Origin of the sequence: Agrobacterium sp. CNPSo 3708 (assembly GCF_028674915.1) — a bacterium.
Taxonomy (GTDB): domain Bacteria; phylum Pseudomonadota; class Alphaproteobacteria; order Rhizobiales; family Rhizobiaceae; genus Agrobacterium; species Agrobacterium cavarae.
On sequence record NZ_JAQZSF010000008.1, the window covers coordinates 14,067 to 40,294 of the forward strand.

The 26,228-nt window shown below is 58.0% G+C and carries 27 protein-coding genes and 1 tRNA gene; 12 read left to right on the plus strand and 16 right to left on the minus strand.

The features are described from left to right. Nucleotides 1-28: 28 nt before the first annotated feature. Nucleotides 29-1,051 (minus strand): amino acid ABC transporter substrate-binding protein, encoded by a 1,023-nt coding sequence (locus PVA19_RS17300; RefSeq protein WP_113227420.1) that lies wholly within the window; start codon nucleotides 1,049-1,051, stop codon nucleotides 29-31. Between the two features lie 340 nt (nucleotides 1,052-1,391). On the opposite strand from PVA19_RS17300, the gene PVA19_RS17305 reads away from it, so the two are divergent. After that, nucleotides 1,392-2,579, plus strand: a complete 1,188-nt coding sequence (locus tag PVA19_RS17305; RefSeq protein ID WP_274103648.1) for a cystathionine beta-lyase — start codon at nucleotides 1,392-1,394, stop codon at nucleotides 2,577-2,579. Here PVA19_RS17305 and PVA19_RS17310 read toward each other — a convergent pair. After that, nucleotides 2,576-3,745, minus strand: coding sequence for an FAD-dependent monooxygenase (locus PVA19_RS17310; RefSeq protein ID WP_274103650.1), 1,170 nt, complete (start codon nucleotides 3,743-3,745; stop codon nucleotides 2,576-2,578). The two genes, PVA19_RS17305 and PVA19_RS17310, sit on opposite strands and share 4 nt — an antisense overlap. A 23-nt stretch (nucleotides 3,746-3,768) precedes the next feature. Continuing rightward, complete coding sequence (locus PVA19_RS17315) at nucleotides 3,769-4,014, minus strand: zinc-finger domain-containing protein (protein ID WP_062425477.1); 246 nt, start codon at nucleotides 4,012-4,014, stop codon at nucleotides 3,769-3,771. Between the two features lie 152 nt (nucleotides 4,015-4,166). Here PVA19_RS17315 and PVA19_RS17320 point away from each other — a divergent pair, with 152 nt between their 5' ends. The 4 genes from PVA19_RS17320 to PVA19_RS17335 all read left to right on the plus strand — a co-directional run bounded on the left by PVA19_RS17320 (nucleotide 4,167) and on the right by PVA19_RS17335 (nucleotide 6,765). Continuing rightward, complete coding sequence (locus tag PVA19_RS17320) at nucleotides 4,167-4,955, plus strand: alpha/beta fold hydrolase (RefSeq protein ID WP_274103652.1); 789 nt, start codon at nucleotides 4,167-4,169, stop codon at nucleotides 4,953-4,955. Between the two features lie 133 nt (nucleotides 4,956-5,088). Further along, complete coding sequence (gene cysE, locus PVA19_RS17325) at nucleotides 5,089-5,913, plus strand: serine O-acetyltransferase (RefSeq protein ID WP_062437708.1); 825 nt, start codon at nucleotides 5,089-5,091, stop codon at nucleotides 5,911-5,913. A gap of 184 nt (nucleotides 5,914-6,097) precedes the next feature. After that, nucleotides 6,098-6,301 (plus strand): DUF3126 family protein, encoded by a 204-nt coding sequence (locus tag PVA19_RS17330; RefSeq protein WP_062425480.1) that lies wholly within the window; start codon nucleotides 6,098-6,100, stop codon nucleotides 6,299-6,301. Nucleotides 6,302-6,690: 389 nt separating this feature from the next. Then, a tRNA-Glu gene (locus PVA19_RS17335) sits at nucleotides 6,691-6,765 on the plus strand. A 135-nt stretch (nucleotides 6,766-6,900) separates the two neighbouring features. Here PVA19_RS17335 and recJ read toward each other — a convergent pair. From recJ to PVA19_RS17350, 3 genes are all read right to left on the minus strand, one after another. Beyond that, nucleotides 6,901-8,703, minus strand: coding sequence for a single-stranded-DNA-specific exonuclease RecJ (recJ, locus tag PVA19_RS17340; RefSeq protein WP_274103799.1), 1,803 nt, complete (start codon nucleotides 8,701-8,703; stop codon nucleotides 6,901-6,903). 408 nt (nucleotides 8,704-9,111) lie between these two features. Next, the gene (locus PVA19_RS17345) at nucleotides 9,112-9,552 is read right to left on the minus strand and encodes a YqaA family protein (protein ID WP_274103655.1); all 441 of its coding nucleotides are present in this window, start codon (nucleotides 9,550-9,552) and stop codon (nucleotides 9,112-9,114) included. A gap of 39 nt (nucleotides 9,553-9,591) precedes the next feature. Beyond that, complete coding sequence (locus PVA19_RS17350; protein ID WP_274103656.1) at nucleotides 9,592-10,851, minus strand: glycerate kinase type-2 family protein; 1,260 nt, start codon at nucleotides 10,849-10,851, stop codon at nucleotides 9,592-9,594. Between the two features lie 185 nt (nucleotides 10,852-11,036). Here PVA19_RS17350 and PVA19_RS17355 point away from each other — a divergent pair, with 185 nt between their 5' ends. Together PVA19_RS17355 and PVA19_RS17360 are read left to right on the plus strand one after the other, a co-directional pair. Beyond that, nucleotides 11,037-11,270 (plus strand): hypothetical protein, encoded by a 234-nt coding sequence (locus PVA19_RS17355; RefSeq protein WP_062425485.1) that lies wholly within the window; start codon nucleotides 11,037-11,039, stop codon nucleotides 11,268-11,270. Nucleotides 11,271-11,310: 40 nt separating this feature from the next. Continuing rightward, nucleotides 11,311-12,885, plus strand: a complete 1,575-nt coding sequence (locus PVA19_RS17360; RefSeq protein WP_274103658.1) for a phospholipase D family protein — start codon at nucleotides 11,311-11,313, stop codon at nucleotides 12,883-12,885. Between the two features lie 57 nt (nucleotides 12,886-12,942). Here the strand turns inward: PVA19_RS17360 and PVA19_RS17365 are convergent, their stop codons facing one another. The 5 genes from PVA19_RS17365 to PVA19_RS17385 all read right to left on the minus strand — a co-directional run bounded on the left by PVA19_RS17365 (nucleotide 12,943) and on the right by PVA19_RS17385 (nucleotide 18,379). Then, nucleotides 12,943-13,782 carry a response regulator gene (locus PVA19_RS17365; protein ID WP_062425487.1) on the minus strand — a complete coding sequence of 280 codons (840 nt, stop codon included), beginning with the start codon at nucleotides 13,780-13,782 and terminating at the stop codon, nucleotides 12,943-12,945. Between the two features lie 152 nt (nucleotides 13,783-13,934). After that, complete coding sequence (locus PVA19_RS17370; protein ID WP_062425488.1) at nucleotides 13,935-14,312, minus strand: response regulator; 378 nt, start codon at nucleotides 14,310-14,312, stop codon at nucleotides 13,935-13,937. A gap of 3 nt (nucleotides 14,313-14,315) precedes the next feature. Next, entirely contained in the window at nucleotides 14,316-16,334 is a 2,019-nt protein-coding gene (locus PVA19_RS17375) for a GAF domain-containing protein (protein WP_274103661.1), read from the minus strand. A 147-nt stretch (nucleotides 16,335-16,481) separates the two neighbouring features. Beyond that, the gene (locus tag PVA19_RS17380) at nucleotides 16,482-17,180 is read right to left on the minus strand and encodes an SDR family oxidoreductase (protein ID WP_274103664.1); all 699 of its coding nucleotides are present in this window, start codon (nucleotides 17,178-17,180) and stop codon (nucleotides 16,482-16,484) included. Nucleotides 17,181-17,209: 29 nt separating this feature from the next. Continuing rightward, a complete protein-coding gene (locus tag PVA19_RS17385; RefSeq protein WP_274103666.1) occupies nucleotides 17,210-18,379 on the minus strand; it encodes a pyridoxal phosphate-dependent aminotransferase in 1,170 nt (389 codons plus the stop codon). Nucleotides 18,380-18,536: 157 nt separating this feature from the next. On the opposite strand from PVA19_RS17385, the gene PVA19_RS17390 reads away from it, so the two are divergent. From PVA19_RS17390 to aat, 5 genes are all read left to right on the plus strand, one after another. Beyond that, nucleotides 18,537-19,304: a DsbA family protein gene (locus tag PVA19_RS17390; protein ID WP_062437722.1), complete on the plus strand. Its 768-nt coding sequence runs from the start codon at nucleotides 18,537-18,539 to the stop codon at nucleotides 19,302-19,304. A gap of 146 nt (nucleotides 19,305-19,450) precedes the next feature. Continuing rightward, a complete protein-coding gene (gene aroQ, locus PVA19_RS17395; RefSeq protein ID WP_113260710.1) occupies nucleotides 19,451-19,888 on the plus strand; it encodes a type II 3-dehydroquinate dehydratase in 438 nt (145 codons plus the stop codon). Between the two features lie 27 nt (nucleotides 19,889-19,915). Beyond that, the gene (accB, locus tag PVA19_RS17400; RefSeq protein ID WP_062425492.1) at nucleotides 19,916-20,398 is read left to right on the plus strand and encodes an acetyl-CoA carboxylase biotin carboxyl carrier protein; all 483 of its coding nucleotides are present in this window, start codon (nucleotides 19,916-19,918) and stop codon (nucleotides 20,396-20,398) included. Nucleotides 20,399-20,409: 11 nt separating this feature from the next. Then, nucleotides 20,410-21,753: an acetyl-CoA carboxylase biotin carboxylase subunit gene (accC, locus tag PVA19_RS17405; RefSeq protein ID WP_062425493.1), complete on the plus strand. Its 1,344-nt coding sequence runs from the start codon at nucleotides 20,410-20,412 to the stop codon at nucleotides 21,751-21,753. A 3-nt stretch (nucleotides 21,754-21,756) separates the two neighbouring features. Continuing rightward, nucleotides 21,757-22,368 carry a leucyl/phenylalanyl-tRNA--protein transferase gene (gene aat / locus PVA19_RS17410; RefSeq protein ID WP_062437723.1) on the plus strand — a complete coding sequence of 204 codons (612 nt, stop codon included), beginning with the start codon at nucleotides 21,757-21,759 and terminating at the stop codon, nucleotides 22,366-22,368. Between the two features lie 144 nt (nucleotides 22,369-22,512). Here aat and PVA19_RS17415 read toward each other — a convergent pair whose 3' ends face one another. The 5 genes from PVA19_RS17415 to gatB form a co-directional block, all read right to left on the minus strand. Continuing rightward, nucleotides 22,513-22,950 carry a DUF2155 domain-containing protein gene (locus PVA19_RS17415; protein ID WP_062425495.1) on the minus strand — a complete coding sequence of 146 codons (438 nt, stop codon included), beginning with the start codon at nucleotides 22,948-22,950 and terminating at the stop codon, nucleotides 22,513-22,515. 143 nt (nucleotides 22,951-23,093) lie between these two features. Further along, on the minus strand, nucleotides 23,094-23,492 hold the full coding sequence (locus PVA19_RS17420) for an NADH:ubiquinone oxidoreductase subunit NDUFA12 (protein WP_274103670.1): 399 nt from the start codon (nucleotides 23,490-23,492) through the stop codon (nucleotides 23,094-23,096). Nucleotides 23,493-23,597: 105 nt separating this feature from the next. Next, a complete protein-coding gene (locus tag PVA19_RS17425; protein ID WP_274103672.1) occupies nucleotides 23,598-24,059 on the minus strand; it encodes a GNAT family N-acetyltransferase in 462 nt (153 codons plus the stop codon). 4 nt (nucleotides 24,060-24,063) lie between these two features. Beyond that, nucleotides 24,064-24,561 carry a GNAT family N-acetyltransferase gene (locus tag PVA19_RS17430; RefSeq protein ID WP_274103800.1) on the minus strand — a complete coding sequence of 166 codons (498 nt, stop codon included), beginning with the start codon at nucleotides 24,559-24,561 and terminating at the stop codon, nucleotides 24,064-24,066. Between the two features lie 137 nt (nucleotides 24,562-24,698). Further along, the gene (gene gatB / locus PVA19_RS17435; protein WP_062437727.1) at nucleotides 24,699-26,201 is read right to left on the minus strand and encodes an Asp-tRNA(Asn)/Glu-tRNA(Gln) amidotransferase subunit GatB; all 1,503 of its coding nucleotides are present in this window, start codon (nucleotides 26,199-26,201) and stop codon (nucleotides 24,699-24,701) included. Nucleotides 26,202-26,228: the final 27 nt, after the last annotated feature.

Consider the following 26,228-nt stretch of genomic DNA (forward strand, 5'->3'; position numbering starts at 1 on the left):
CTGCACAAGCTTTTAGGCTTTAAAGCAATCAGCGAACCGGAGGCGCGTACTGCAGGCCGCCCTTGTTCCACAGAGAGTTGAGGCCGCGCTCGATCTTAAGCGGAGAGCCAGGACCGACGTTGCGGTCGAAGACTTCGCCGTAGTTGCCGACAGTCTTGATGATGTTGTAGGCCCACTCGTTGGTGACGCCGAGATCGGTACCGATCTTGGTGCCCTCTTCGGTGCCGAGAAGACGCTTGACGTCCGGGTTGGCAGAAGCCTTCTGCTCGTCAACGTTCTTGGAGGTGATGCCGAGCTCTTCAGCATTGATCATGGCGTAGTGAACCCAGCTGACAAGGTCGAACCACTGGTCGTCACCTTGACGAACGGCCGGTCCGAGAGGCTCCTTGGAGATGATTTCCGGGAGAACCATGTTTTCGTCAGGGTTCTTCATCTTCAGACGGATTGCGTAAAGGCCGGACTGGTCCGTGGTGTAGACGTCGCAACGACCGGAGTCATAAGCCGAGGTCGCGTCGGATTCCTTTTCAAACACAACCGGGTTGTACTGAAGGTTGTTGGTCTTGAAGTAGTCGGCGAGGTTGAGCTCGGTCGTCGTGCCCTGCTGAACGCAGACGGCAGCGCCGGAGAGCTCGAGAGCAGACTTCACGTTCAGGCTCTTCTTAACGATGAAGCCCTGGCCGTCGTAATAGTTGACGGTGCGGAAGTTGAAGCCGAGAGACGTATCGCGGCTAATCGTCCAGGTGGTATTACGTGTGAGAACGTCGACTTCGCCGGACTGAAGAGCCGGGAAACGATCCTTCGATGTCAGCGGAACGTACTTGGCCTTGGTCGGATCACCGAAGACAGCAGCAGCGATACCGCGGCAATAGTCAACGTCGATACCGGACCATTCGCCCTTGTCGTCGGGGTTCGAGAAACCCGGAATGCCAGAGCTGACGCCGCAGGTGACGAAGCCCTTTGCCTTAACATCCTGAAGAGTAGCGGCAGATGCAGCCGTTGCAGCTCCCAATACTGCTGCGCCAATAGCGGCTGACAGAAGTGCCTTTTTCATTTTTCCCAACCTTTGTCTCTTTTTTCTCGATTGGAGATGACCGACGCATGCCGTGCGCTCGCGACAGTCTCTCCGCTTCACCTCCCGGTGTGCGCCCCTATCACAATCACAATTGCCGCCATGGTCAAGACTTTCGCTGAGCAATTGTGTCTAAAAAACGGAATTTTCAAATTTTCGGCTTTTAAGTAAGCATATGACTATTTTTTGCGCTAAAATAGCTCAAAATCTGTTCATCCTGTCTGACAGATAGACTGGTTTTTCCCCTGCTCAGATAAGCGGCTTGACCGCAAGCGCAATTCTTCGGCATCTTCCCGCATCACATTAATGAGAGACTTCCAGCATGAAAAACAAGAACGAGATCCTAGGCGCCTCGGGAGTGAATACGCGCCTTGCCCATCTCGGTAACGAGCCGTTCGACTTTTTCGGCTTCGTCAATCCTCCGATCGCCCGTGGTTCGACCGTTCTTTTCCCGGATGCTGCAACATTGATGTCGGGTGACCAGCCATACACTTATGGCACTCATGGCACGCCGACGACGGACGTGCTCTGCAAGATGATCGACGAGCTGGAAGGCTCGGCTGGAACGATCCTCCTGTCGTCCGGCCTCGCTGCCGTGACCGTTCCATTTCTTGCTTATCTCTCTGCCGGAGACCACGCGCTAATCGTCGATTCGGTGTATTTTCCGACCCGCCGCTTCTGCAATACGATGCTCAAACAATATGGTGTCGAGGTCGAATATTATGATCCCGCGATCGGGGCCGGCATTGAGGCTTTGATCCGCCCGAATACGCGGCTGGTCCATCTGGAAGCGCCCGGCTCGAACACTTTCGAAATGCAGGACGTGAAGCTGATTTCGTCCATCGCGCATCGCTACGACTGCGTCGTTACCATGGATAATACCTGGGCGACGCCGCTCTATTTTCGCCCGCTCGATCATGGCGTCGACGTCTCCATCCATGCTGCGACGAAATATCCGGCAGGCCATTCCGACGTGCTGATGGGCTTCGTATCCGCCAATGAAAAGCACTGGAAGAAACTTTGGGACGCCAATACCAATCTCGGCATGTGCGTGACGTCCGACGATGCCTATCAGGTGCTGCGCGGGATGCGCACAATGGGAATCAGGCTGGAACACCACCAGAAAAGCGCGCTTGAGATCGCTCTATGGCTTGAAACGCGCGACGACGTCGCCAGCGTCCTGCACCCCGCCCTGCCCAGCTTCCCGACACACCATATCTGGAAACGCGATTTCAAGGGATCCAGCGGCGTATTCTCGTTTGTCCTGAAGGCCGATCCAGAAAAGTTCAAAGACAAGGCCCATACCTTCCTAGATGCCCTGTCCATTTTCGGGCTTGGTTTTTCATGGGGCGGCTATGAATCTCTGGCCGTCCTCGTCAATCTCGCCGATCGGACGGCAGCGGCTGGCCCGAGCGGAGGACCGGTTATCCGGCTTCAGATCGGACTTGAGGATGTCGCGGATATCAAGCGCGATCTGGAAGCAGGGTTTGCCGCAGCGGCGAAAGCCTAAAGCCCTTTTGCGCGGTAGCCATAGAGCCAGTCAAAGTCCGCAAGGAATTTTTCCGGCGGACGCAAAGACAGCAGAACATCGCGCCCGATCCGCAGAGGGCCTCGGGCGTGATAGGCAAAGCTATTCAGCTTTGCGCGTCTGCGCGCCTGCTCGACGCGTGGCATGCGATGCGCCTCAAAGCTCTCAAGCGATGAGCCCAGCGTATCTCCTTGCGCAACGAAAGTGGCCAGTTCAAAGGCATCCTCGATTGCCATTGCTGCTCCTTGAGCGGCAAAGGGCATCATCGCATGGGCTGCATCGCCGATGAGAACTGTGTCCCGCCCGTTTTGCCAGCGGCCAGGGCCAGCCTGGAAGAGCGGCCAGAATGTCGGCGTGGAGGGCCGCTCCAATGCGCTCGAAAAAGCCGGATTCCAACGGCGAAACTGCTGGATGAGAAACGCCTTCTGCTGACCTTGCGCTTCCGCCTTCCACGTGTCTCCGGGATTTGCGCCAACAGCAATTGCGACGATGTTGAAGCCGCCTGTTTCTGCCAGCGGATAGGCCACGACATGCGCGGATGGGCCGAGGAAGGCCGTCACAGCGTTACGATTGAGAAACTCAGGCGCGTCATCGCCAGACAGCGTGAAGCGCCAGGCGATGTTGCCCGAGAAGGTCGCGACGGGGCTATTCGGCACGGCGTAGCGCGTGCTCGACCAAACGCCATCAGCACCGATGAGCAGATCCGGCTCAGTGAAGACTGTCTTGGCAATCTCGGATTTGCTGGCGGTCTCCAGTCTTTTTCCAAGATGCAATCGGCACAGAGGATTGTTTTTGACGGTAGCAAGAAGTGCCTGCTGCAGGCTCGCTCGATGCAGCACGCCGTAGGGTGCGTGCCAACGGCTTCTTGCCACATTCTTCATCGGCAGAGAGACGAGCGTCTTGAGCGAAAGGCCGGACGCCAGATCGACCGTCTCGGGTTCGATCCACGTCTCTTCAATCAGCGGCAGGACATCGAGGGCAGAAAGGATATTAGCGGCATTGGGCGAGATTTGCAGCCCGGCGCCGACCTCTGCGAGTTCGGACGCCTGCTCGACGATGTCACTTGCAATGCCATGACGGGCAAAAGAAAGGGCTGCGGTGAGACCGGCTATACCGGCACCGACAATCGCCACGGATTTAATGGGCATGGAGAGCCCCGATATTTATGGGGTTACGCTGCCTTCACGTGGAAGACGCAGCCGGGAGGATTGGTCTGCGTGGCCTTCAGCGACGGATCGTAGCGATAGAGCGTGGAACAGTAGGAGCAGACCTTCTCGTTCTCGTCGCCCATATCGATGAAGATATGCGGGTGATCGAAAGGAACGGATGCCCCCGTGCACATGAATTCCTTGACGCCGATCTCGATCATGCGGTGTCCGCCGTCGTTCTGGAAGTGAGGAATTGTGTGGCCGGCCATGTTCGTCTCCAAATGCAAATTCGTCTCTGAGCCAACGCTCGTATTGTTCGAGTATGTAGCGTTAAATCACTCCAACCTCCATAGAAAAGAGCGTTGAATATTCCCAACACCACTATTTCCTGACATATGGTCGGCAAAAAAGGAGGTCCTTGATGAATCTCAACCTGCCGCAATTTTTGTCCTTCCAGCGCGATGGACTTCAACTCGCCTATTTTGACGAGGGCGACCCGTCCGGCGTACCGGTTCTTCTCATTCACGGATTTGCATCCAGTGCGGCAGTGAACTGGGTTCATCCCGGCTGGGTGAAGACGCTCGGCGACGCCGGCTATCGTGTGATTGCACTCGATAATCGCGGCCACGGGGCCAGCGACAAGCCACATGACCCGAATGCCTACTACCCGGCCGTGATGGCTGAAGACGCGGTTGGTCTGCTCAACCACCTTGGCATCCCCGAAGCGCATGTGATGGGTTACTCCATGGGCGCGCGTATCTCCGCTTTCTTGGCGATGGCACACCCCGATCGCGTCCGCTCGCTGGTGTTCGGCGGCCTTGGCATCGGCATGGTGGACGGCGTTGGGGACTGGGATCCGATTGCGGATGCGCTTCGCGCGCCATCGCTCGATGTCGTCACCCATGAACGCGGGCGCATGTTCCGCGCTTTTGCCGAGCAGACGAAAAGCGATCGCGTCGCGCTTGCCGCCTGTATCGAGACATCGCGCGTTCTGGTCACCCGCGAAGAAGCAGCCAAGATCGAGGCACCGACGCTGATTGCCGTCGGAACGAAGGACGATATTGCAGGGTCGGGTCAGGAGCTCGCCGATCTGATGCCGCATGCAAAGGCCATCGACATTCCCAACCGCGATCACATGTTGGCAGTGGGAGATCGGGTCTTCAAGGCGGCGGTGTTGGAATTCTACGGCGAACTCGACCGATCGGCGTGATCAAGACATCCCGTTCCACAAAGCTGTCAGAAAAACTGATGCTGTACCACCTTTAACGCTGCTCGCGCATACCCATTTCTGTGCAACGCATTTTTCTGTATACTGAAGCAAACCGGTTTTAAGGACAGCTGACATGGTCGCACTGATAGAGACCCGCCAGAATGATCAGATCACCGTCGTCGATCCGATCTGGGGCAGCCTGTTGAACGAAGCGCGCACAGCCGCCGCGCAGGATCCCCTGCTCTCGGCGTTCTTCTATTCCACAATCCTCAATCACCATTCGCTGGAAGAAAGCGTCATCTATCGCATCTGCGAGTTGCTCGACCATCCGGACATGCAGGCCGTTCTGTTGCGCCAGACATTTTCAGAGATGCTTCACGACTGGCCGGAATGGGGCGCAATTCTGCGCGTCGATATCCAGGCCGTCTATGACCGTGATCCCGCCTGCACGCGCTTCATCGAGCCTATTCTTTACTTCAAGGGTTTTCATGCCATCCAGACCCACCGTCTGGCCCATTGGCTGTGGTCAAAGGGACGGAAGGATTTTGCGCTTTATCTGCAGAGCCGGTCCTCAAGCGTTTTCCAGACCGACATCAACCCGCAGGCCAAGGTTGGCAAAGGCCTGTTCCTCGATCATGCCACCGGGCTTGTCGTCGGCTCGACTGCGGTCATCGGCGACAACGTCTCCATTCTCCAGGGTGTCACGCTTGGCGGTACCGGGAAGGAAACGGGAGATCGTCACCCGAAAATTCGCAGCGGCGTGCTGATCGGAGCAGGCGCCAAAATTCTTGGCAATATCGAGGTCGGAAGCTGCTCTCGCGTTGCGGCTGGCTCGGTGGTCTTGAAGCCCGTTCCCCCCAATACCACGGTTGCCGGCGTGCCCGCCCGGATCGTTGGCGAAGGCGGCTGCAACGAGCCTTCCCGCATCATGGACCAGATCATCGGCGCGGATATCTGATCAACCTCAATGCGATAAAATCGCCCACGTGGATCACCTAGTGGACCGCATGCGCGATTTGCCTCTTTGACTTTACTTTGGCCTTTAAGCCGTGCCACAAGCGGCGCAGATTGAAAATCACGATGTCCGAACGACGCGTCTTCAACGACGATGGACGACGTGAGAACCGCACAGGAGAAGACTGGTGAAAGCCGACGAAATCAAAAAGCTCGACGCCTATTTCAAGCGTACTTTCAACGACAAGATGGCCGTCAAGGCGCGTCCGCGTAAGGATGATTCCGCTGAAGTCTACATGGGTGAAGAGTTCCTCGGCGTCGTCTATATTGATGACGAAGATGGCGATCGTTCCTACAACTTCTCCATGGCGATCCTCGACGTCGATCTTTGATCGCGTCGTACAATTCGCATGATATCAGCCGTCCGAGACAGTGGTCTTCGGGCGGCTTTTTGTTGCTGCGAGAGGCGGCGCGATGCCCGGCAAAGCGATTTTTCGTGGTCCACCTCACAAGGCTGGAACCAAATTGTTAACCGCTCGTTTTTTCGCTGTCCCCCCGATGAAGCGTGAGGCGGCGATCAAAACGGGAAGCCCCTGATCCCGAGCCACCTCACGCTTTCCCTTCCTTCCTTCGCCAGTTCGTTCATAGCCCTAGGTGTTGATCGGCTTGTCCACAGGGCGCCCGCTCCCTCGACAAAAAACATCGTCTAAAATCAAAAAAATCGAAATTGCCGCTTGCGGAGAATCCGCGGCCTGACTATAAGGCCCCCACCACAGCGCACGCGCCCTTCGTCTATCGGTTAGGACGTCAGATTTTCATTCTGAAAAGAGGGGTTCGACTCCCCTAGGGCGTGCCACTTCCCCTATATATTCATGACCTTACGCGCAGAGCTTGATCAAGCGCTTTAACCTGCTCGCAGTCTTTGTCGGATTGTCACGCGGACGATTCCGCGTGTTGAGGTTTCAAAACATGCATGGCCTGTCATGATGCGCTACGGTGCAAAGGCTGCGTCCAGAACGCGCAGCTGTACCCGCTTCTGTCCCTGCCAGTGCTCGGCCCCCAAGGTGCCGGCGACATGGATCTGGCGGCCGCGGGCTGCCATCAACATCTGGCCGAGGGGCGCATCCGCAGCACGGAAGGCAATACCGTCGAGGCGCGAGCCATCCAGAGCTTCCAACGTAATCTTGATGTGCGAGGTGCCGACGATGCGCACATCGCGCAGCCGGTGCGCCGGCACGGCAAAGATCGGCTGCGGATGGCCCGATCCATAGGGGCCCGCCTGCTCCAATTGATCAATCAGCGCCAGCGTGGCACCGGACGCACCGATGGCACCGTCGATTTTCAGCACGCTGTTTTCGACAAGCTGCGAGACCGTCTTCTGTGCGGCTTCCTCGAAAAAGGTACGCAAGCGCCCGAGATTGGCACGCTCCACGGTGAGGCCGGCTGCCATGGCGTGGCCGCCGCCCTTGATCAGCAGACCAGCGTCGACGGCATTGCGCACCATCCGCCCCATGTCGAAGCCATTGATGGAGCGCCCGGAGCCGGTTCCTCGTCCCTGCGAATCGAAGGCAATGGCGAAGGCTGGACGGCGAAAGCGATCCTTCAGCCGTGAGGCGAGAAGACCGACGATGCCCGGATGCCAATTCTCCCTGGCGGTGACAATAACGCCTGCTCCGGAGCCATCACCATATTCGAAGAGCGCCTCCGCTTCGGCTTCGGCGAGCATGGCCGCCTCCATTGCCTGGCGCTCGCGGTTCAACTCGTCCAGCTTGTCCGCAATCACGTCAGCCTGCGTGCTGTCATCCAGTGTCAGGAGACGGCTTCCAAGTGCTGCGTCCCCGATACGTCCGCCGGCATTGATGCGGGGGCCGATCAGAAAGCCGAAATGATAGGGCGTGACAGGACCACCAAGTCCCGCCTTCTTGAAGAGGGCTGCCAGCCCGACATTGTTCATGTGGCGTGCCGCAACCAGTCCCTTGACCACATAAGCGCGGTTCAGGCCCTTCAGCGGCACAACATCACAGACCGTCGCCAGCGCCACGATGTCGAGATAGGTTAGAAGGTCGAGCATGAAGGCCTGGCGGTTGTGCCGCTCTTTTAGCACCCGAAGTGTTGCCACCAGCACGAGGAACACCACGCCTGCGGCGCAAAGATGCCCCTGCCCCGACAGATCGTCCTCGCGGTTTGGATTGACCAGAGCAACCGCCGGAGGAAGCTCGGTTCCGACTTGGTGGTGGTCGATGACGAGCACGTCGGTTCCGGCAGCGCGCGCAACGCTGAGCGACTCATGGCTGGTCGAACCGCAATCGACGGTGATGATCAGCGTCGCGCCATTGGCGGCGAGCTGCTGCATGGCGGCTGGATTTGGTCCGTAACCTTCGAAGATGCGATCTGGAATATAGATTTCAGGCTCGAGGCCGAAATGATGGAGAAAGCGGTACATCAGCGCCGAGGATGAAGCACCGTCCACATCGTAATCGCCGAAGATGGCGATCTTCTCGCGCTTTTCGATCGCGTCGGCAATGCGCATTGCGGCGTTCTCGCAATCCGTCAGCGTGTGCGGATCGGGCATCAGCGAGCGGATCGTCGGATCGAGAAAAGCAAGCGCGTCATCAACGCCGACATTGCGGCCCGCCAGCACGCGGGCGATCAGTTCTGGAATACCATGGACCTGGGACATGGCGAGCGCACGGTTCTGCCCGGCCTGATCTAGCCGCGACATCCATCGCTGGTCCGTTGCCGATCGCTCCACCCCGAGGAAGGCCCTCGGAACGGCATCGACCGTTTCAATCATTACCATAGTCAGCCCGTACCGCCGTTCATGCTCTGCTTAACGGGCTAACGACCGATCCGGTCTTTTTCAAGCTAAAACCGGCGCTTATGTCCCCTGTTACCAAAGCGGCAGGAAAATGAAGGCAGAAAGCCCACATATGATCGCACCGACAAGACAGAAGAGACGCCAGTCTCGCTCTTGACCCGTGGTCTCGAATTCCAGGCTCGGGACATTGTCATTTGCGCCGACGCGAGGAATTTTGCGGCGGGATACAAGACCCCGCGGATGATCATCTCTAAAGAGCATTTTCGATTTCACGGCAGCGCCTCCCTTCGCTTAGGTGAATTCTGACAGGATCATATCATCAGAGCCGAAGCTTTTGCAAAGCCTACGCAAGGGCGAGGATGATCCTAAAGCGTGACGCGAGGATTAGAGAAGGCCTTGGGTGACCATAGCCAGAAGCACATAGCGTCCTGCCTTGGCGAGAGTCACGATGGCGACAAAGGATGGCAGAGGTTCGCGCATCACGCCTGCGACCACCGTCAAGGGATCACCCACGACAGGAAGCCAGCTTGCCAACAAAGACCACCGTCCGTAGCGGGCGTACCAGCCTTGCGCCTTTTCGAGCTTGTCGGGGGAAACCGGAAACCAGCGCCGATCACGATAGTGCTCGATGCCTCGTCCCAGATACCAGTTGAGGATGGATCCCAAGACGTTGCCAAGGCTTGCGACGGCGACGAGCAACAGAATGGAATAGTGCCCAGTCGTGATCAAATAGACCAGGACCGATTCCGACTGAGCAGGGATCAGCGTTGCCGCAAAAAAAGCAGACGCGAAAAGGCTGAGATAGGCTCCGATGTCACCGCTCATCGCGTGGCCGCTAGCGTGACATCAGCACCACCGCCTCGCCTACTGCAGCAGAAAAGCGCGGAAATCGTTGACATTGGTGCCGGTCGGACCGGGTGCAAAGAGATCGCCCGCCAGGGAAAAAGCCGACCACGCATCGTGGCCCGCAAGAAAGGAGCGCGCATCGCCCCCGGCAGCACGGATGCGCGCCACGGTTTGTCCGTCACAAAAAGCGCCGGCATTATCTTCCGATCCATCAATTCCGTCCGTGTCCGCTGCGAGCGCCGTTATACCCTCGCTGCCCTGCAAGTCGAGAGCAGCCGAAAGCAGCAGCTCGGAATTTCGACCGCCCTTTCCATATGTGCCACTACCAATCGTCACCGTCGTTTCGCCGCCGGAGAGAAGCACCATGGATTTGCCTGCTGAAGCGCGGCTTGCAAACTCGCGCGCCAAGGCAGCATGCATTCTGCCGATGTCCTTAGCCTCCCCTTCGATGCAGTCTGAGAGGATGAGCGGTTCCACGTCCCGTTCCGCAGCAAGCTTCGCAGCCGCTTCCAGAGAAACACGGGCTGAAGCAATGACATACACCTCGTGTCCGACAAAGGTTGCGTCCGAAGGTTTCGGTGTCACCTCCCGGTGAATAAAATCGACGATCTTCTGAGGCAGCGCGATTTTGTAGTCGCGGATCGCGCGCAACGCTTCGGCGGCGTCGCCTTCGTCTGGCACCGTCGGACCGGAGGCGACGAAGGCAGGATTGTCTCCCGGCACGTCGGAAACGATCAGGCTGACGACGCGCGCCGGATGGGCAAGAGCAGCCAACCTTCCCCCTTTGATGCGGGAGAAATGCTTGCGCACCAGGTTCATGGCGGAGATCGGCGCACCGGAAGCGAGCAGCGCCTCGTTAAGCGCAATTTCGTCTGAAAGCGAGAACCCTTCGGGCGGTGCAGGCAGCAGCGCCGAGCCACCGCCGGAAATGAGAGCGATGACCAGATCATCCTTCGTCAAGCCTTGGACCGCGCCGATAAGCGCTTCAGACGCGGCAAGGCCGGCCTCATCGGGGACGGGATGGGCAGACTGCAATATCTTGACGGTCTGACAGGCAGCGACCGGTCCATGACGCGCGACCACGATGCCTTCGAAAGGGTGGGGCCACAGCCGTTCGAAGGCTTCTGCCATCTGGCTTGCCGCCTTCCCGGCTCCGATCACCACGGTCCGGCCTTTTGGTCTTTGCGGAAGATGTGCCCGGATCGCCTCATAGGGGTCTGCTGCGCGAACGGCTGCAAAAAACAAATCTTCCAGAAATGTGCGCGGGTCGGAAATCACGACTCTCTCCCAAGAGCAATAGAACACTCTCGACTAGCATGTCGTGTGCAGCTACCCGCGACAAGGCCACTTCACGGCAAAAACACCAGGAGAGCTTCATTCGTGTGTCCTGATGAAACCAGCGATGCGGTTGAAGCGTTCGATGGTTCACAGCCATAAATTTCCACAGGTGCGGGAGAGCCATCATGACCAACACAGAAAATCTTGGCCCGGAATATCAACACCACCACAACAAGAATCGGTTGCTTCACCGTCGCTTCGTCTGGTCTCGCCGCAAGTCCAAGCCATGGGGCCTGACGATTGCGGTCATCGGCACGCTGATCGTCGCTGCCGGAATCGTCGCCGTCACCTATCTGGTGACATCGCATCCCGGTATGCCCGAGCCTAATCCGGGGATCGAAACGCAGGCGATGCGATAGGCTTGATGATTGACACTGGCCGGCGGCCAAAGAACGAGGGATGGAAGCCATTTTGACGGGGATCATCATTACGACGCTGATCGTGGTCGTCTCCGTCGTCGCTGCGCTCGTTGCTCTGTCGCGCCGGCAGGAGCGGGCGATCACGAAGATTGCCTCCACTGCGCTCCCCAAATCCGACGACGCCACGCCGCTGGACCGGCACTGGGCGGATATTAGCAAGGGTGATGATGACGCGACACTGACGGCATTGGCGCTGGTGCAGTCAAACATGGGTGCTTTTGCCGTCCGCGTCGCAACCGCTCGCGCTGCCGGCCGCAGTCTCGATCTCATGTACTATATGTGGAATGCCGATCTCACCGGTCGGCTGATGATGCGGGAGGTTCTTGCCGCGGCCGATCGTGGCGTTCGCGTGCGGCTTCTGTTGGACGATCTTGGCGTCACCATGTCGGACAGGATTTTCCACGCAATTGATAGCCATCCCAATATCGAGTTGCGCCTGTTCAATCCGACGAAGGCACGGGAGAATATGTTCCGGCGTGGTATCGAGCTCGTTCTGCGTTTCCGCAGCGTCAACAGACGAATGCACAACAAGGCCTGGATTGCAGATGGTCGCGCGCTGATCATCGGTGGGCGCAATATTGGCGACGCCTATTTCGGTGCGGCGGAGGCCGCGAATTTTCGAGACTTCGACGTGCTTGCCCATGGCAAAGCCGTCAGCGATGCCGAGGAGATTTTCGACGATTACTGGAACAGCGCCGTTGCCATACCGGTGCGGTCACTGCTCGCCAAACGGCCGAGCAGACTTGCCAGGCTGCGGCGCAAGCTCGATCGTCTTGCAACAAGCGACGCTGCACGGCCCTATCTTCAAAAAGTGGAAAGCCTTCATCACGACGGCCAGTTCCTGATGGCCGACCGACTTCACACCGTTTCGTCCGCAACCGTTTTGGCGGACCCACCAGAGAAAGCCGCTGGCAAGCGCCGCAGCGGGCATAACTATCTGATGGAGAACCTGCTGCCGGTTCTGGAAGGCGCCAAACATAAGCTCAAGATTACCTCGCCCTATTTCATTCCTGGGCAGAAAGGTGTCGAGACGCTGTCACGCCTCTCGGCCAGCGGAGTCTGTGTTTCTGTGTTGACCAATTCGCTCGCCGCCACCGATGTCGCCGCAGTGCATGCCGGCTACGCACGCTACCGCCGCCCTCTTCTGTTGAATGGCGTCAAAATCCACGAACTTAGGTCGCTTGCCGACCAGCATAATTCGTTGTCTCTTCGAGGTTCGGGACAGGCGAGCCTGCACACCAAGGCCTTCACCCGTGATGGAGAGACCGGCTTCATCGGATCGCTCAATTTCGACCCACGGTCGATGTCGCTGAATACCGAAATGGGTGTGCTGTTCAATTCGCCGGAACTAGCAAGCGCAATGGACGACATCTTCAAACAGGAAACCAGCCGCGAGATGAGCTTCGAGTTGGCACTCAACCCTAAGAGACGGCTGATCTGGACCGGGCTTGTCAAAGGCAGGCCCCGTCTTTACGGCAACGAGCCCTATGCCAGCCTGTCGAGGCGCGGGATCGCGCTCATCATGGGCATTCTTCCGCTTGAGTCCCAGCTTTAAAATGAAAAGCCGTCCTTGATGCAAGGACGGCTTGGATGATTGTGATGCGCGCGCCCCTCAGGCCGCTGCGGCTTTCTGACCGTTTCCCCGGGCCGTCTTGATCTGCACCAGGGTGTCGAGGTTCTGGTTCACGCGGCAATAGAACTCCTCCTCGATGAAGGGACGCAGCATGAAGTCATTGCCGCCGGCCTTCAGGAAGCGAGCAGAGAGCAGACGATTGGTCGAAGACGACACACCGATGATGCGCAGCTCGTGCGAGCCACGCATGGTGCGAATGCGACGGGTCAGTTCGAAGCCATCAATGTCCGGCATGTTATAGTCGGTGACGACCAGACCGATGTCCGGATTGTTGCGAAGAATCTCGAGCGCCTTAGCGCCGCTATCGGCGAGGCTGACGCGAAAATTATAGCGCTTCAAACGACTGGACAGCAGCGCACGCGCAGTTGGACTGTCGTCGACGATCAGCACGTGGTGACGATGGTTGGTCAGGAAGCGGCAGACCGATTCCGTCAGCATGTCGACAGCAAAGACATTGTCCTTGAGGATATAGTCGACCACTTCCTTGGTGATCAGCTTCTCGCGCGTATCTTCATGGAAGGTACTGGTGAAGACGATCGTGGGGATCGACAGATCGACCAGATATTCCAGCGCCTCGCCGTTTTCCGCACCCGGCAGATTGATGTTGGAGATGGCGAGCGTTACCTCTTCGCTGGAGTGCTCGTAGCACTCTTGCAGCTCTTCGAAATTGCGGCAGACTTCGACGGTCAGCCCAAGCAACTCCTTCAAACGCGCTCCGATCATCTGGGTAAAGACGTTTGAATCTTCCGCGAGCAATATTCGCGTATCGTGGAATGGAACGCCGGAATATTGCATACCTGTAATGCCGAGAAAATTCATGTAGTCCCCCAGAGCCAAATCTTGGAGAGACAATAGAAAATTTTATTTTCTGAAAAATTAATGCGAATTTTCGACGATTATCTTGGTTTATAACCCGTGAATTTCGATGCTTCGCGTGCACATGTTCTAAAGTTTTGACGGGGACAGCTCCCTCAAGCCGCAAACTTCCGCAATACCTCCGTCACGATGTTGAGGTCGTATGGCTTGGGAAAGAAAACGCTGCGCGGTGGCAGGGTTTCCTGGTCGAGGCGATGGTGCCCGGAGGTCAACAGAATGCTGATCGGCCTGTCGGTTTGGCAGGCGAGATGCGCAAGTTGCACGCCATCCATGCTGCCTGGCATGTCGATATCGGTAAAGAGCACGCCAACGTCGGTCCGCGCCTGCAGGATTTCCAGTGCTTCGTCGGCCCCACCGGCCTCGATTGCACTAAAACCCGCATCTTCGACCATATCGACTGCCATCATGCGCAGGAGTGGATCATCCTCCACGACCAGTACGACGTGTTTGGCGAATGGTTGCTTCTGTCCCATCGTTTACGCTACCTGTTGCAGTTGAACCAGAGACGCTGTCATTTCGACCTCTAGTCCTTGATCTAAGTAACGCGTCGATACACCGCCGGTTCCTAATAGCCCCATCGAAATCAGGCGCGAGCCAAAGCCCTTTGATTGCGGCTGGACGACCGGCGGCCCGCCTGTCTCCCTCCAGAGCAAACGGAGGACGGCATCCTCCCTCTCGCCCTGAACATCCCAGGATACCAAGACCCTGCCATGAACTGACGAGAGACTTCCGTATTTTACCGCATTCGTCGTCAGCTCGTGCAAAAGCAGCGACAGGGACAGCGCCCCCTTGGGATTGACCGAAATATCCTTGCCCCGGATCTCCACCTGCTCTGTCATTCCAAGCGTATCGACAACACGCAGAAGCGCCGTGCGCACATCTGCATTTGCCCAGTTGTTGCCGAGCAGAATGTCGTGGGCTGAACTCAGCGCCTGGAGCCGCTGCTCGAAGTTCAACACCGGTCCCCGGTCCTGAACGGGTCGCAAGGTCTGCTTCGCAAGCGCCTGCACCATGGCGAAGGCGTTCTTCAGCCGGTGGCCGATTTCTCGGTTGAGCATGTTCTGCTCCGCTTCCGCCCGCAAGCGGCCGATCGCGCTCTGGATGCGGTCGCCAAAACTCCTGACAAAGGCCAGATCGTCTTCCATCCATTCGAAGAGATCGCAATGGTGGACGAAAACGACGAGGGCGAATTTCCCTTGGTCGAAGATTGGGACGTTGACGAGTTGACGAATGCCAAGTGACAGCAGTGCGTCGGCTTTGTCCCTGGTTCTCGCATCGGTGGTCACATCTGAAATGACGACGCTCATGCCGCCCTTCAAGTCATCGATATAGGAGCCGTAGTCGCGAAAATAGTGCTTGCCCGACAGTGACGAGACGCCTGGCGCGCGCCATTCCGGCTGCATCATCACTGTCTCGCGAACGGGATCGACGACGCCAAAGCCGGCGCGCGTCGCATCCAACGCGTGCGCCATCAGTTCTGCGGCGGTCAAGGCGATTTCCTCGACGTCGTTCAAATCGCGAAGCCTGTCGCCCAACTCCAAGAGAGTCCTGATGCGTTGGGTCGCACGCCTTTGCTGTGTGATATCCTGGACAGTGCCCAGCAGCTTGAGCGGCTTACCACTTTCATCCCGCTCGAAGGTCGCTTGGCGGGACACCCAACGGACACCGCGCGAGGCAGTGACGATGCGATAGTCAACCGTGGTGACCGCCGTACCGTTCTTGCGCGTCTCTTCCGATGATTCGCGCCCGCGATCGTCGGGATGGAGCATCTTTTCGAAATCGCGCGCATGATAGCGGCCGGCGGGCGGCACGTCGAAAATCCGGCAAAATTCTGCCGAGACCTTGATATTTCCCGTTTCGATATCGAGTTCGAAGGTGCCGATGCGTCCGGCTTCCTGCGCCGTGAGCGCTGTGCGAACGCTATCGCGCATCATCGCGTTGATCTGTTTTTGACGCTCAAGGAGTTCGCGCTGACGGTTTGCGACGCGGCGAAGTTCGAGATGAGCGGAAATCTGTCCGGCTAGAGCCTTCAGTACGGAGCGCTGCTCCTGCGTCAGGCCCTCCGGGCGCGGCACATGGTCGATAACGCAGAGCGCGCCTACCGCGACGCCATCCGATAGAATAAGCCGTGCGCCTGCATAAAATCTGATGAAAGGGGCTTGAGTGACCAAGGTATTGTTAGAGGTGCGAGGATCTTTCGTCAGATCAGGAATGATCAGCAGATCCTCGGAGTTCAAAGAATAGCGGCAGACCGATTGATCTATCGGTGTCTCGGTCGGCGGGAAGCCGATACGCGCCTTGAACCACTGACGCTCTTCCTGAACGAAGCTGATGAGGGCAACTGGCGCTTTGCAAACGGTGCTCGCGATTTGCACGACATCATCGAAAACCGGCTCAGGCCCGCTTTCGATGATCTGGAGCTCTTCCAGAGCCTCCAGACGCTCCATATACGACGCCGAGAATACGGACACTTCCGGCTCAGAATCGCGAATCATGTGAACCAAGTCCATTCCCCAATCCATTAAAGGGCGTGGCGTCCATCAACTCGCGACGTCCATTCGGAATCGAGAACAGAAAAAGGACACTCCCCCGCCTTGCTACAACGCTGGGAAAGAAAATCAGTTCCGGGGCCGAGAAAAAAGTTACACGGAGCGCGTCAGGCCACCATCGACCTTCAGGTTTTGCCCGGTGATGTAGCCGGCGCCTGCGGACGCCAAAAAGGCGACGGTGGCCGCAATTTCCTCGCTTGTGCCATAGCGCTGCATCGGCACCATGTCCCGGCGCTGCTCGGTTGCCGGAAGACTATCGATCCAGCCTGGCAGAACATTGTTCATGCGGACATTGTCGGCGGCGTACGTGTCGGCAAAGATCTTGGTATAGGCGGCAAGACCAGCACGGAAGACCGCGGAGGTTGGGAACATGTCACTGGGCTCGAAGGCCCATGCCGTCGAGATATTGATGATGGCTCCGCCCTTCTGTGCGACCATCAAGGGGGCGATGATCCGGGTCGGACGGATGACATTCATCAGGTAGACGTCGAGACCCGTGTGCCACTGGTCGTCGGTGATGTCGAGGATCGGTGCGCGAGGGCCGTGTCCGGCGCTGTTGACCAGTACATCGATGCGGCCGAACTTTTCCAACGCGAGATCGGTGAGCTTCTGGATATCGTCGTTGGACTGGTTGGACCCGGTCACGCCCACGCCGCCGAGTTCAGCTGCCAGTGCCTCACCCTTCCCGGACGAAGAGAGGATCGCCACCTTGTAACCGTCTTGTGCGAAACGCTTTGCAACGGCGGCACCCATGCCGCTTCCTCCCGCCGTCACGATCGCCACTTTATCCATCGTCGTCTCCTCTCTCACGCGCTTGCGCGTCAATCCTGTTTCAGCCAGGCCGCAATGCGGCCCACGGCCTCGGCAATGTCCGAGACCGAACCCGCATAGGAAAACCGCATGGCACGATGCCCTTCCAGCGGATCAAAATCCAGTCCCGGCGTCGCGGCCACATCGATTTCCGCCAGCATGCGCTTGGCGAACTCCATACTGTCATTGGAATAGCGGCTGGTATCGACATAGGCGTAGAAGGCGCCGTCCATGGGGGAGGCAAGTGGCAGGCCGAGTTCCGGCAGGCGGCTCATCAGAAAGTCGCGGTTGGTGCGATAGCTTTCCTTGTAGATATCGAGCTCCGCTTGTGCGGAAAACGCCGCAGCCGCAGCGAGCTGGGAAAGTTCGGGCGCCGAAATATACATGCTTTGCGCCAGACATTCGACAGGCCGGATCAGCTCTTCCGGCAGCGCCATCCAGCCGACTCGCCAACCTGTCATGCAGTAATATTTGGAGAAGGAGTTGATGATGATGGCCTTGTCTGTGACTTCGACAGCGCTGGTCTCATCACCGACAAAGGTCAGACCGTGATAGATCTCATCCGAAATGAAAGCGATGTCGCGGCTATCGCAATAGGTCGCGAGCCGCTTCAGCGCGTCTCGGCCGGTGACTGTACCGGTCGGGTTGGCGGGGCTTGCAAGCAGCACGCCCTTGAGCTTGCAGCCCGCCTTGGTCTCGGCCCGCTCCAGGCTGGCAGGCGTCAGCGTGTAGCCCGTTTCAGCCGTGACCGGCACTTCCACCACATTCAGCCCAAGCGCCTTCAAGATGTTGCGGTAGGCGGGATAGCCGGGCCTTGCGATCGCGACTGCATCCCCGGCATCGAACAGCGCCAGAAAGGCAAGGTTGAAGGCTGCTGACGAGCCGGTCGTCACCGCAATCCGGGCCGGATCGATGATCGCCTGATGCCGCAGCCGGTAATGGGCGGAAATCGCCTCTCGCAACTCGCGAAGACCAAGCGCATCCGTGTAGCCGATACGGCCATGTTTCAACGCAGTCTCGGCCGCTTCCAGCGCGGCCTTTGGGGCGGGATGGGAAGGCTGCCCCACTGCCATGGAAATCACAGGCCGCCCCGCCTGCATTCGCCGGTTGGCCTCTGCCAGGATATCCATGGCATGGAAAGGCTCGACGGCGCTTCGCTTGGACAGTGTGATCAAAGGCATGGTCTTTCTATATGCTGTGACGGAGATTTGCCGCATTGTTGCGCTCTTCACAATGACGAGAGAGCAACGAACGCAATTTATTTGCGATATGGCAATTCCTTTAAATTACGGTAATTGGCTGCAACATGAACCACGACCGAACCCAGTGAGGACCGCAATGGCACTTTCCATCCGATCAGCAACACTTGCCTGTGTCACGGCCCTTTCCACCCTTGGCGCGAGCCTTCCTGCTCATGCGCTGGATGCCGACCAGAAGAAGGAGATCGGCGCTTTCATCAAGGAATATCTGGTCGAAAATCCTGAAATCATGCTTGAAGTCCAGGATGCTCTGGAAAAGAAGCAATATGCGGCCCGCAACACCAAAGCTGCCGAAGCCGTTGCCGACAACACCAAAGCGATCTTCGGCTCCAAATACGATCTCGCAATCGGCAATCCTGACGGCGATGTGACGCTGGTCGAGTTCTTCGATTACAATTGCGGCTACTGCAAGCGCGCCATGGCCGACATGGACAAGATCCTGAAAGAGGACAAGAACGTCCGTGTGGTGCTGAAAGAGTTCCCGATCCTCGGACCGGAATCGGTCGAGGCGCACAAGGTGTCCAATGCGGTGAAACTGCTTGCGCCGAAGAAATATCCTGAGTTCCAACGCACGCTGCTCGGCAGCCGCGGACGCGCCAATGAAGCCAAGGCAATGGAGGTGGCGACATCGCTCGGGCTTAAGGAAGCCGACATCCGCAAATCGATGGCGGACAACCCGAATGATGCGCAGGTTCAGGAAGCCTATACGCTTGCCAGCAATCTCGGGATCTCCGGTACGCCTTCCTACGTGATCGGCAACGAGGCGGTCTTTGGTGCGGTCGGCGCCGAGCCATTGAAGGAAAAGATCGCCAATATGCGCAATTGCGGCAAGGCAAGCTGCTCATAAGACACGCGCTTCGGCCGCGTTGAAAGCCCAAAAGCCACTGAATAACTTCGACTTACGCTGCCTCCGGCCCTCTTTCGAGGCTCCGGGGGCTTTTCCTTGACGGTCGCGCAGTCTATAGGTGGCGCTGATTTTTGACGGAACCGCGAATGAGCAACACGATCTTCGTCCTGAACGGCCCCAATCTCAATATGCTGGGAAAACGGGAGCCGGGCATTTACGGCGGCAAGACGCTGAAGGATATCGAGAACGACTGCGTGGTGGCTGGTGAAGGGCTTGGCTTTTCTGTCGAGTGCCATCAGTCCAATCATGAAGGCGTTCTTGTGGACCTGTTGCATGAGGCGGGCGAACGCGCCGCCGGTATCGTCATCAATCCCGGTGCCTATGGCCATACATCGATTGCTCTGCATGATGCCATCCGCGCCATTTCCGTTCCCGTCGTGGAAGTGCACATCTCCAACATCCACGCCCGCGAAGAATTCCGCCACAAATCGATGATAGCGCCCGCTGCAAAAGGCATGGTCTGCGGCTTCGGGCCTTACGGCTACATCATGGCGCTCAACGCCTTGAAGAACATCACGGCATAAAAAGAAACAATCAGAATAGGGTTTGTCATGTCTGAAAAGAAAAACGGTATCGACAAGGAACTGATCCGCGACCTCGCGAACATCCTCAACGACACCGATCTTTCCGAGATCGAAGTCGAGCAGGACGATCTGCGCATCCGCGTGTCGCGCTCCGCACCGCCTGCAACCGTCTATGCCGCGGCTCCCCAGTACGCCCCTGCACCTGCCGCAGCGCCTGCGGCTCCCGCAGCAGCACCTGCCGCCGCCGCTGCACCGGCAGCTCCGGCGCGCAACCCTGCAAACACCGTCACCTCCCCGATGGTCGGCACGGTTTACCTGTCGCCGGCACCAGGCGCCCGCGCCTTTGTTGAAGTCGGCGCCACCGTCAAGGAAGGCCAGACCATTCTCATCGTTGAAGCCATGAAGACCATGAACCAGATTCCGGCTCCGAAATCCGGCAAGGTCACGGAAATCATTGTCAATGACGCGCAGCCCGTGGAGTATGGTGAAGCCCTCGTGGTCATCGAATAAGGGCAGCTCACATGGTATCCAAGATCCTCATTGCCAACCGCGGCGAAATCGCCCTTCGCGTGCTTCGTGCCGCCAAGGAACTCGGTATCCCGACGGTTGCCGTTCACTCCACGGCTGACGCGGATGCCATGCATGTGCGCCTCGCCGACGAGAGCGTGTGCATCGGCCCACCGCCATCGCGTGACAGCTACCTCAACATTCATCAGATCGTTGCAGCCTGCGAAATCACCGGCGCGGACGCGGTTCACCCCGGCTATGGCTTCCTTTCGGAAAACGCCAAGTTTGCCGATATCCTCGACGCGCACGGCATCACCTTCATCGGGCCGACCGCCGAGCACATCCGAATCATGGGCGACAAGATCACCGCCAAGCAGACCGCTCAGGAACTTGGCATCCCGGTCGTTCCCGGCTCCGATGGCGAGGTGAAGCCTGAAAACGCGATGGAGATCGCGCGTTCGATCGGCTTCCCCGTTCTGATCAAGGCCACAGCAGGTGGTGGCGGTCGCGGCATGAAAGTCGCCAAGACCGAAGCCGATCTCGACGAGGCCGTCTCGACCGCCCGTTCCGAAGCGCTTGCCGCTTTCGGCAACGACGCTGTTTACATGGAAAAGTATCTCGGCAAGCCGCGCCATATTGAGGTGCAGGTGTTCGGCGATGGCGAAGGAAAGGCGATCCACCTTGGCGAACGCGACTGCTCGCTGCAGCGTCGTCACCAGAAGGTACTAGAAGAGGCCAACTCCCCTGCTCTCACCGTCGAACAGCGCATGGAGATCGGCGAGATTTGTGCCAGCGCCATGCGCAAGCTCAAATATCGCGGTGCAGGTACCATCGAGTTCCTCTATGAAAATGGCGAGTTCTATTTCATCGAAATGAACACCCGTCTTCAGGTTGAGCATCCGGTCACGGAAGCGATCACGGGCATGGACCTCGTGCAGGAGCAGATTCGCGTTGCTTCCGGCCAGGGCCTTTCCGTTACGCAGGCCGATATCGAATTCCATGGCCACGCCATCGAATGCCGTATCAATGCCGAAGACCCGCGGACATTCGTCCCCTCTCCCGGGACGCTGACCTATTTCCACACGCCCGGCGGTCTCGGCGTTCGTGTGGATTCGGGTGCCTATCAGGGCTACAAGATCCCGCCTTACTACGACAGCATGATCGGCAAGCTCATCGTCCATGGTCGCGACCGTGACGAGTGTATTCGCCGCCTGCGCCGTGCACTCGACGAGTTCGTCGTCGATGGCATCAAGACCACGCTTCCGCTGTTCCAGGATCTGCTTCAGAACGAAGACATTCTGAACGGCAATTACGACATTCACTGGCTGGAAAAATATCTGGCCGGCGACGCGCACTAGGGAATGGGGCGGCGCAGCAGGGATAGCGATATTACGGTCGATATGCTGCTGCGCGCCTATTCCATCGGCCTCTTCCCGATGGCCGAGGCGGCTGATGACCCCGAGCTATTCTGGGTCGAGCCGGACCTGCGGGGCATCATCCCGCTCAACGATTTTCACGTCTCAAAAAGTCTCGCAAAAGCGATCCGAAAGAAGCCTTTCGATATTCGCTTCGACACGGCCTTCACTGCCGTCATGGCCGGATGTGCCGCAGAAGCGCCGGACCGCCCTAACACCTGGATCAACGAGACGATTCGCAAACTCTATACCGAGTTGCATGAGATCGGCCACGCGCATAGCGTGGAGGCGTGGGAGGGTGATGAACTGGTCGGCGGTCTCTACGGCGTGTCGCTGGGCGCCGCCTTCTTCGGCGAGAGCATGTTCTCCCGCCGCACCAACGCCTCGAAAATCTGCCTCGTTCATCTGGTTGAGCGACTGCGCGACAACGGATTTGTGCTGCTCGATACGCAGTTCACCACCGAACACCTGAAGACCTTTGGCGCGATCGACGTTCCCAAGGACGCGTATGCAAAGATGCTGGATCTGGCTGTGAACCAGGCGGATTTGAAATTCTGATTTCGCGATAAAGAGATTCGCTTGCATGCGGGATCATTGCGGTTCAACCCGCCGCAAACCAGCACTACAGGTTGAACTACCACTTACATCAAGCCCGACATCGGCAACGCATAGAAACGCTCGTCTGCGCCGAATCCGGCTCTTTTACTTACTTGCTGTCGATGGCGGCGGGACGTCGGAGTCCTGCTTGCAGCCGGTGAGCCAGACGTCGTAGATCGGGTGCTCGACGGCGTTGAGACCGGGGCTGTCGGCAAACATCCAGCCGGTGAAGATACGGCGGATCTTGCGGTCGAGGGTGATTTCATCCACTTCGACGAAGGAATCGATCTTCTGCGCTTCGGTGTCGTCACGCGAATAGCAGACCTTTGGCGTGACCTGCAGCGCACCGAACTGCACTGTTTCGTTGATGTAGACGTCGAAAGAGGTAATGCGGCCGGTGATCTTGTCGATCCCGGAGAAGACGGCGACCTTGTTTTCGAGGCGGGCGGCGGAAGCCGGAGACACGAGACCCACTGCCGGAAGAAGCGCCAGAAGCGAAACCGCCAGTGCACGCAAAGATACATCTCGCGTGAATGTTCTCATATCAAACCATCTCCAGAAAACTGCCCCGCTTTTCGAAGCGCCCATCACGCCTAATGATCGAATGTGGCAAAAGCGGGTGGCGGCCATGATGAAACGGCCGCCCTTTTTCGCCCCGATGCACACGGAGCCTCGGGTGAAGTTGATCAGCCGCCGGGCGTCCAGGCGTCGTAGTCACCGGTGACGCGCGGGCGCTCGCCTGGAACAGCGATCGAACCCTGAGGACGGTAAGCCTGGGCGGAACCGGTCAGGTTTGGCTGGTGCTGCTTCTGCCAGTCGCGTGCGACATAGCTTTCCTTGCTCGGTGGCGTATCGGTGCGGTAATGCATCCAGCCATGCCAGCCGGGCGGAATTGCCGAAGCCTCTGCATAGCCCTTGTAAATCACCCAACGGCGCGGCATGCCCCAGGAGGTGGTGCCACCTTCGTAATAGGTGTTGCCGAACTCGTCCTGCCCCACCTTCTTGCCCAAGCGCCAGGTATGGAAGCGCGTTCCGATCGTCTGGCCGTTCCACCATGTGAAGATTTGTAGCAGAAGAGTCTTCATTATCCGTTCCTCGGGCTTTTCATATGCGCCGCTTTCGCACTCGCACAGCCAGAAGCTTATGACGCTGTCACCAACGATTGTCCAGCTTTTCCAACGTTGCGACGATTATTTCAGCTTCAGCCGGAAGCCGAAATGACGCTTCTCGAAGCCTAGCTTCTCATAAAAGCGATGGGCATCGATCCGCGCCATATTGGAGGTCAGTTGCACGCCCGAGAGACCACGCTTCTCAGCCTCAGCGATGCAGTATCGGATCATCGTCGCGCCGATGCCGCGACCGCGCATATCCTCTCTGGTCTGGACCCCTTCCACCACCATCCAAACGGCGCCGCGGCCGGCGAGCTTGGTGAGAATCACCGTCTGGAAGGTGCCGATCACTTGGCCGTCGAACTCAGCGACGTAAAGCGTTTCGAGGGTCGACATGGCAATCGCCCTAAAGGCCGCAAGATAATCTGGCATCGCGGCCTCATCGGCGGTGTCGCCATGCCCGCCCACATCATCGGCGGCAAACATCGCAGCGATTGCCGCGACATCCGCTTCGCGTGCTTCGCGAATGATCAGACCGTCCATTCTCTTACCGCCTCAAGCTCTTTTCCATCACGATTCCAGGCATCCCCTCGACGCCTGCCATGCGCTCGATTCGATCGACTTCGGAGAAGCCGACGCCTTCATAGAAGGCAATTGCGACAGTATTTTTGGGCTCGACTTCAAGCCGCATGATTTCCGCGTCGGGAAAGCAGGTTTCCAGTTCAGCAAAAAGATCACGCCCGACCCCCTGACGCTGGAACTGAGGATCGACATAGAGCTGATAGAGAAGTGCTGTTTTCGCCATGCTGGTCGACATGAGAGCATAGGCCATGCCGCCGATACGCTTGCCATCATCGGCGACCAGAAACTCGCCACCCTTTTTCTCGACGCGCCCCTTCAAGGCCTTTGGCGTATGCCACAGAGCGATCATCTCGTTGACCTTGTCTGCGCCGTAGATTGGATCATAGGTCGCATGCCAGGTCTTCGTCAGCAAAGACCGGACAGGCTCGATATCGCGCTCGCTTGCGGTGCGAATGAAGAACACCATCATTACTCCCATTAAAACAGAAACGCCGGGAGTGATCCCGGCATTGCTTGTAGTCTCTCGACGTCACCTCGAATTCACAAGAGGGTGACGAGGCAAAGGGTCGCGGCCTCTTATGCAAAAAGCCCGAAAGCGACTTATTCCTCGATACCAAGCTTGGCTTTCACCAACTCCTGCACCGCCTGCGGGTTGGCCTTGCCGCCAGTTGCCTTCATCACCTGGCCGACGAACCAGCCGGCTAACGTTGGCTTTGCCTTGACCTTTTCCACCTGATCCGGGTTCGCAGCGATGATTTCGTCTACGGCCTTTTCGATGGCGCCGGTGTCGGTCACCTGCTTCATGCCGCGGCTTTCGACGATCTCTGCCGGGTTGCCGCCCTCGTTCCAGACAATCTCGAACAGATCCTTGGCGATCTTGCCGGAGATCGTGCCAGCCTTGATGAGATCAATGATACCGCCAAGCTGATCAGGCGACACAGGCGTTTCCTCAATCGACTTGCTGGACTTGTTCAGCGCGCCGAGCAGATCGTTGATGACCCAGTTGGCAGCCGCCTTCGGATCGCGTCCGGCAGCCACGGCCTCGTAATAATCGGCGATCGCCTTTTCCGATACTAGGATAGAGGCATCGTAGACGGAGAGGCCGAGTTCCGAAACGAAACGGGCCTTCTTGTCGTCAGGCAGTTCCGGAAGACCGACCTTCAGGCTTTCCACGAAAGCATCGTCGAATTCCAGCGGCAGCAGGTCGGGATCAGGGAAATAGCGATAGTCATGCGCATCTTCCTTGGAGCGCATGGAGCGCGTCTCGCCCTTGCCCGGATCAAAGAGACGGGTTTCCTGGTCGATGACGCCGCCATCTTCGAGAATGGCGATCTGGCGGCGCGCTTCATACTCGATGGCCTGGCCGACGAAGCGGATGGAGTTGACGTTCTTGATCTCGCAACGCGTGCCAAAACCCTCGCCCGGACGACGAACAGAGACGTTGACGTCGGCGCGCATGGAGCCTTCGTCCATGTTGCCGTCGCAGGTGCCGAGATAGCGAACGATGGAGCGCAGCTTGGTCAGATAGGCTTTCGCCTCATCGGACGAGCGCATGTCCGGCTTGGAAACGATTTCCATCAACGCGACGCCGGAGCGGTTCAGGTCGACAAAGGACATTGTCGGATGCTGGTCGTGCATGGACTTGCCGGCGTCCTGCTCGAGATGCAGACGCTCGATGCCGATCTCGATATCCTCGAAATTGCCCTGACGGTCCGGACCGAGCGAAATCGTGATGGTGCCTTCACCCACGATCGGATCCTTGAACTGCGAGATCTGATAGCCCTGCGGCAGGTCGGGATAGAAGTAGTTCTTGCGGTCGAAGATGGAACGGTTGTTGATCTTGGCCTTGAGACCAAGCCCGGTACGAACCGCCTGCGCCACGCATTCTTCGTTGATGACCGGCAGCATGCCAGGCATGGCCGCATCGACGAGCGAGACGTTGGAATTGGGCGCATTGCCGAAGGTCGTGGAAGCGCCGGAGAAGAGCTTCGAATTGGACAGAACCTGCGCGTGGACCTCCATGCCGATGACGATTTCCCAGTCGCCAGTGGCGCCGGGGATAAAACGCTTCGGGTCGGGTGTGCGAACGTCTACAAGGGTCATATCAAGCTCATAAGATACGGAATTTCT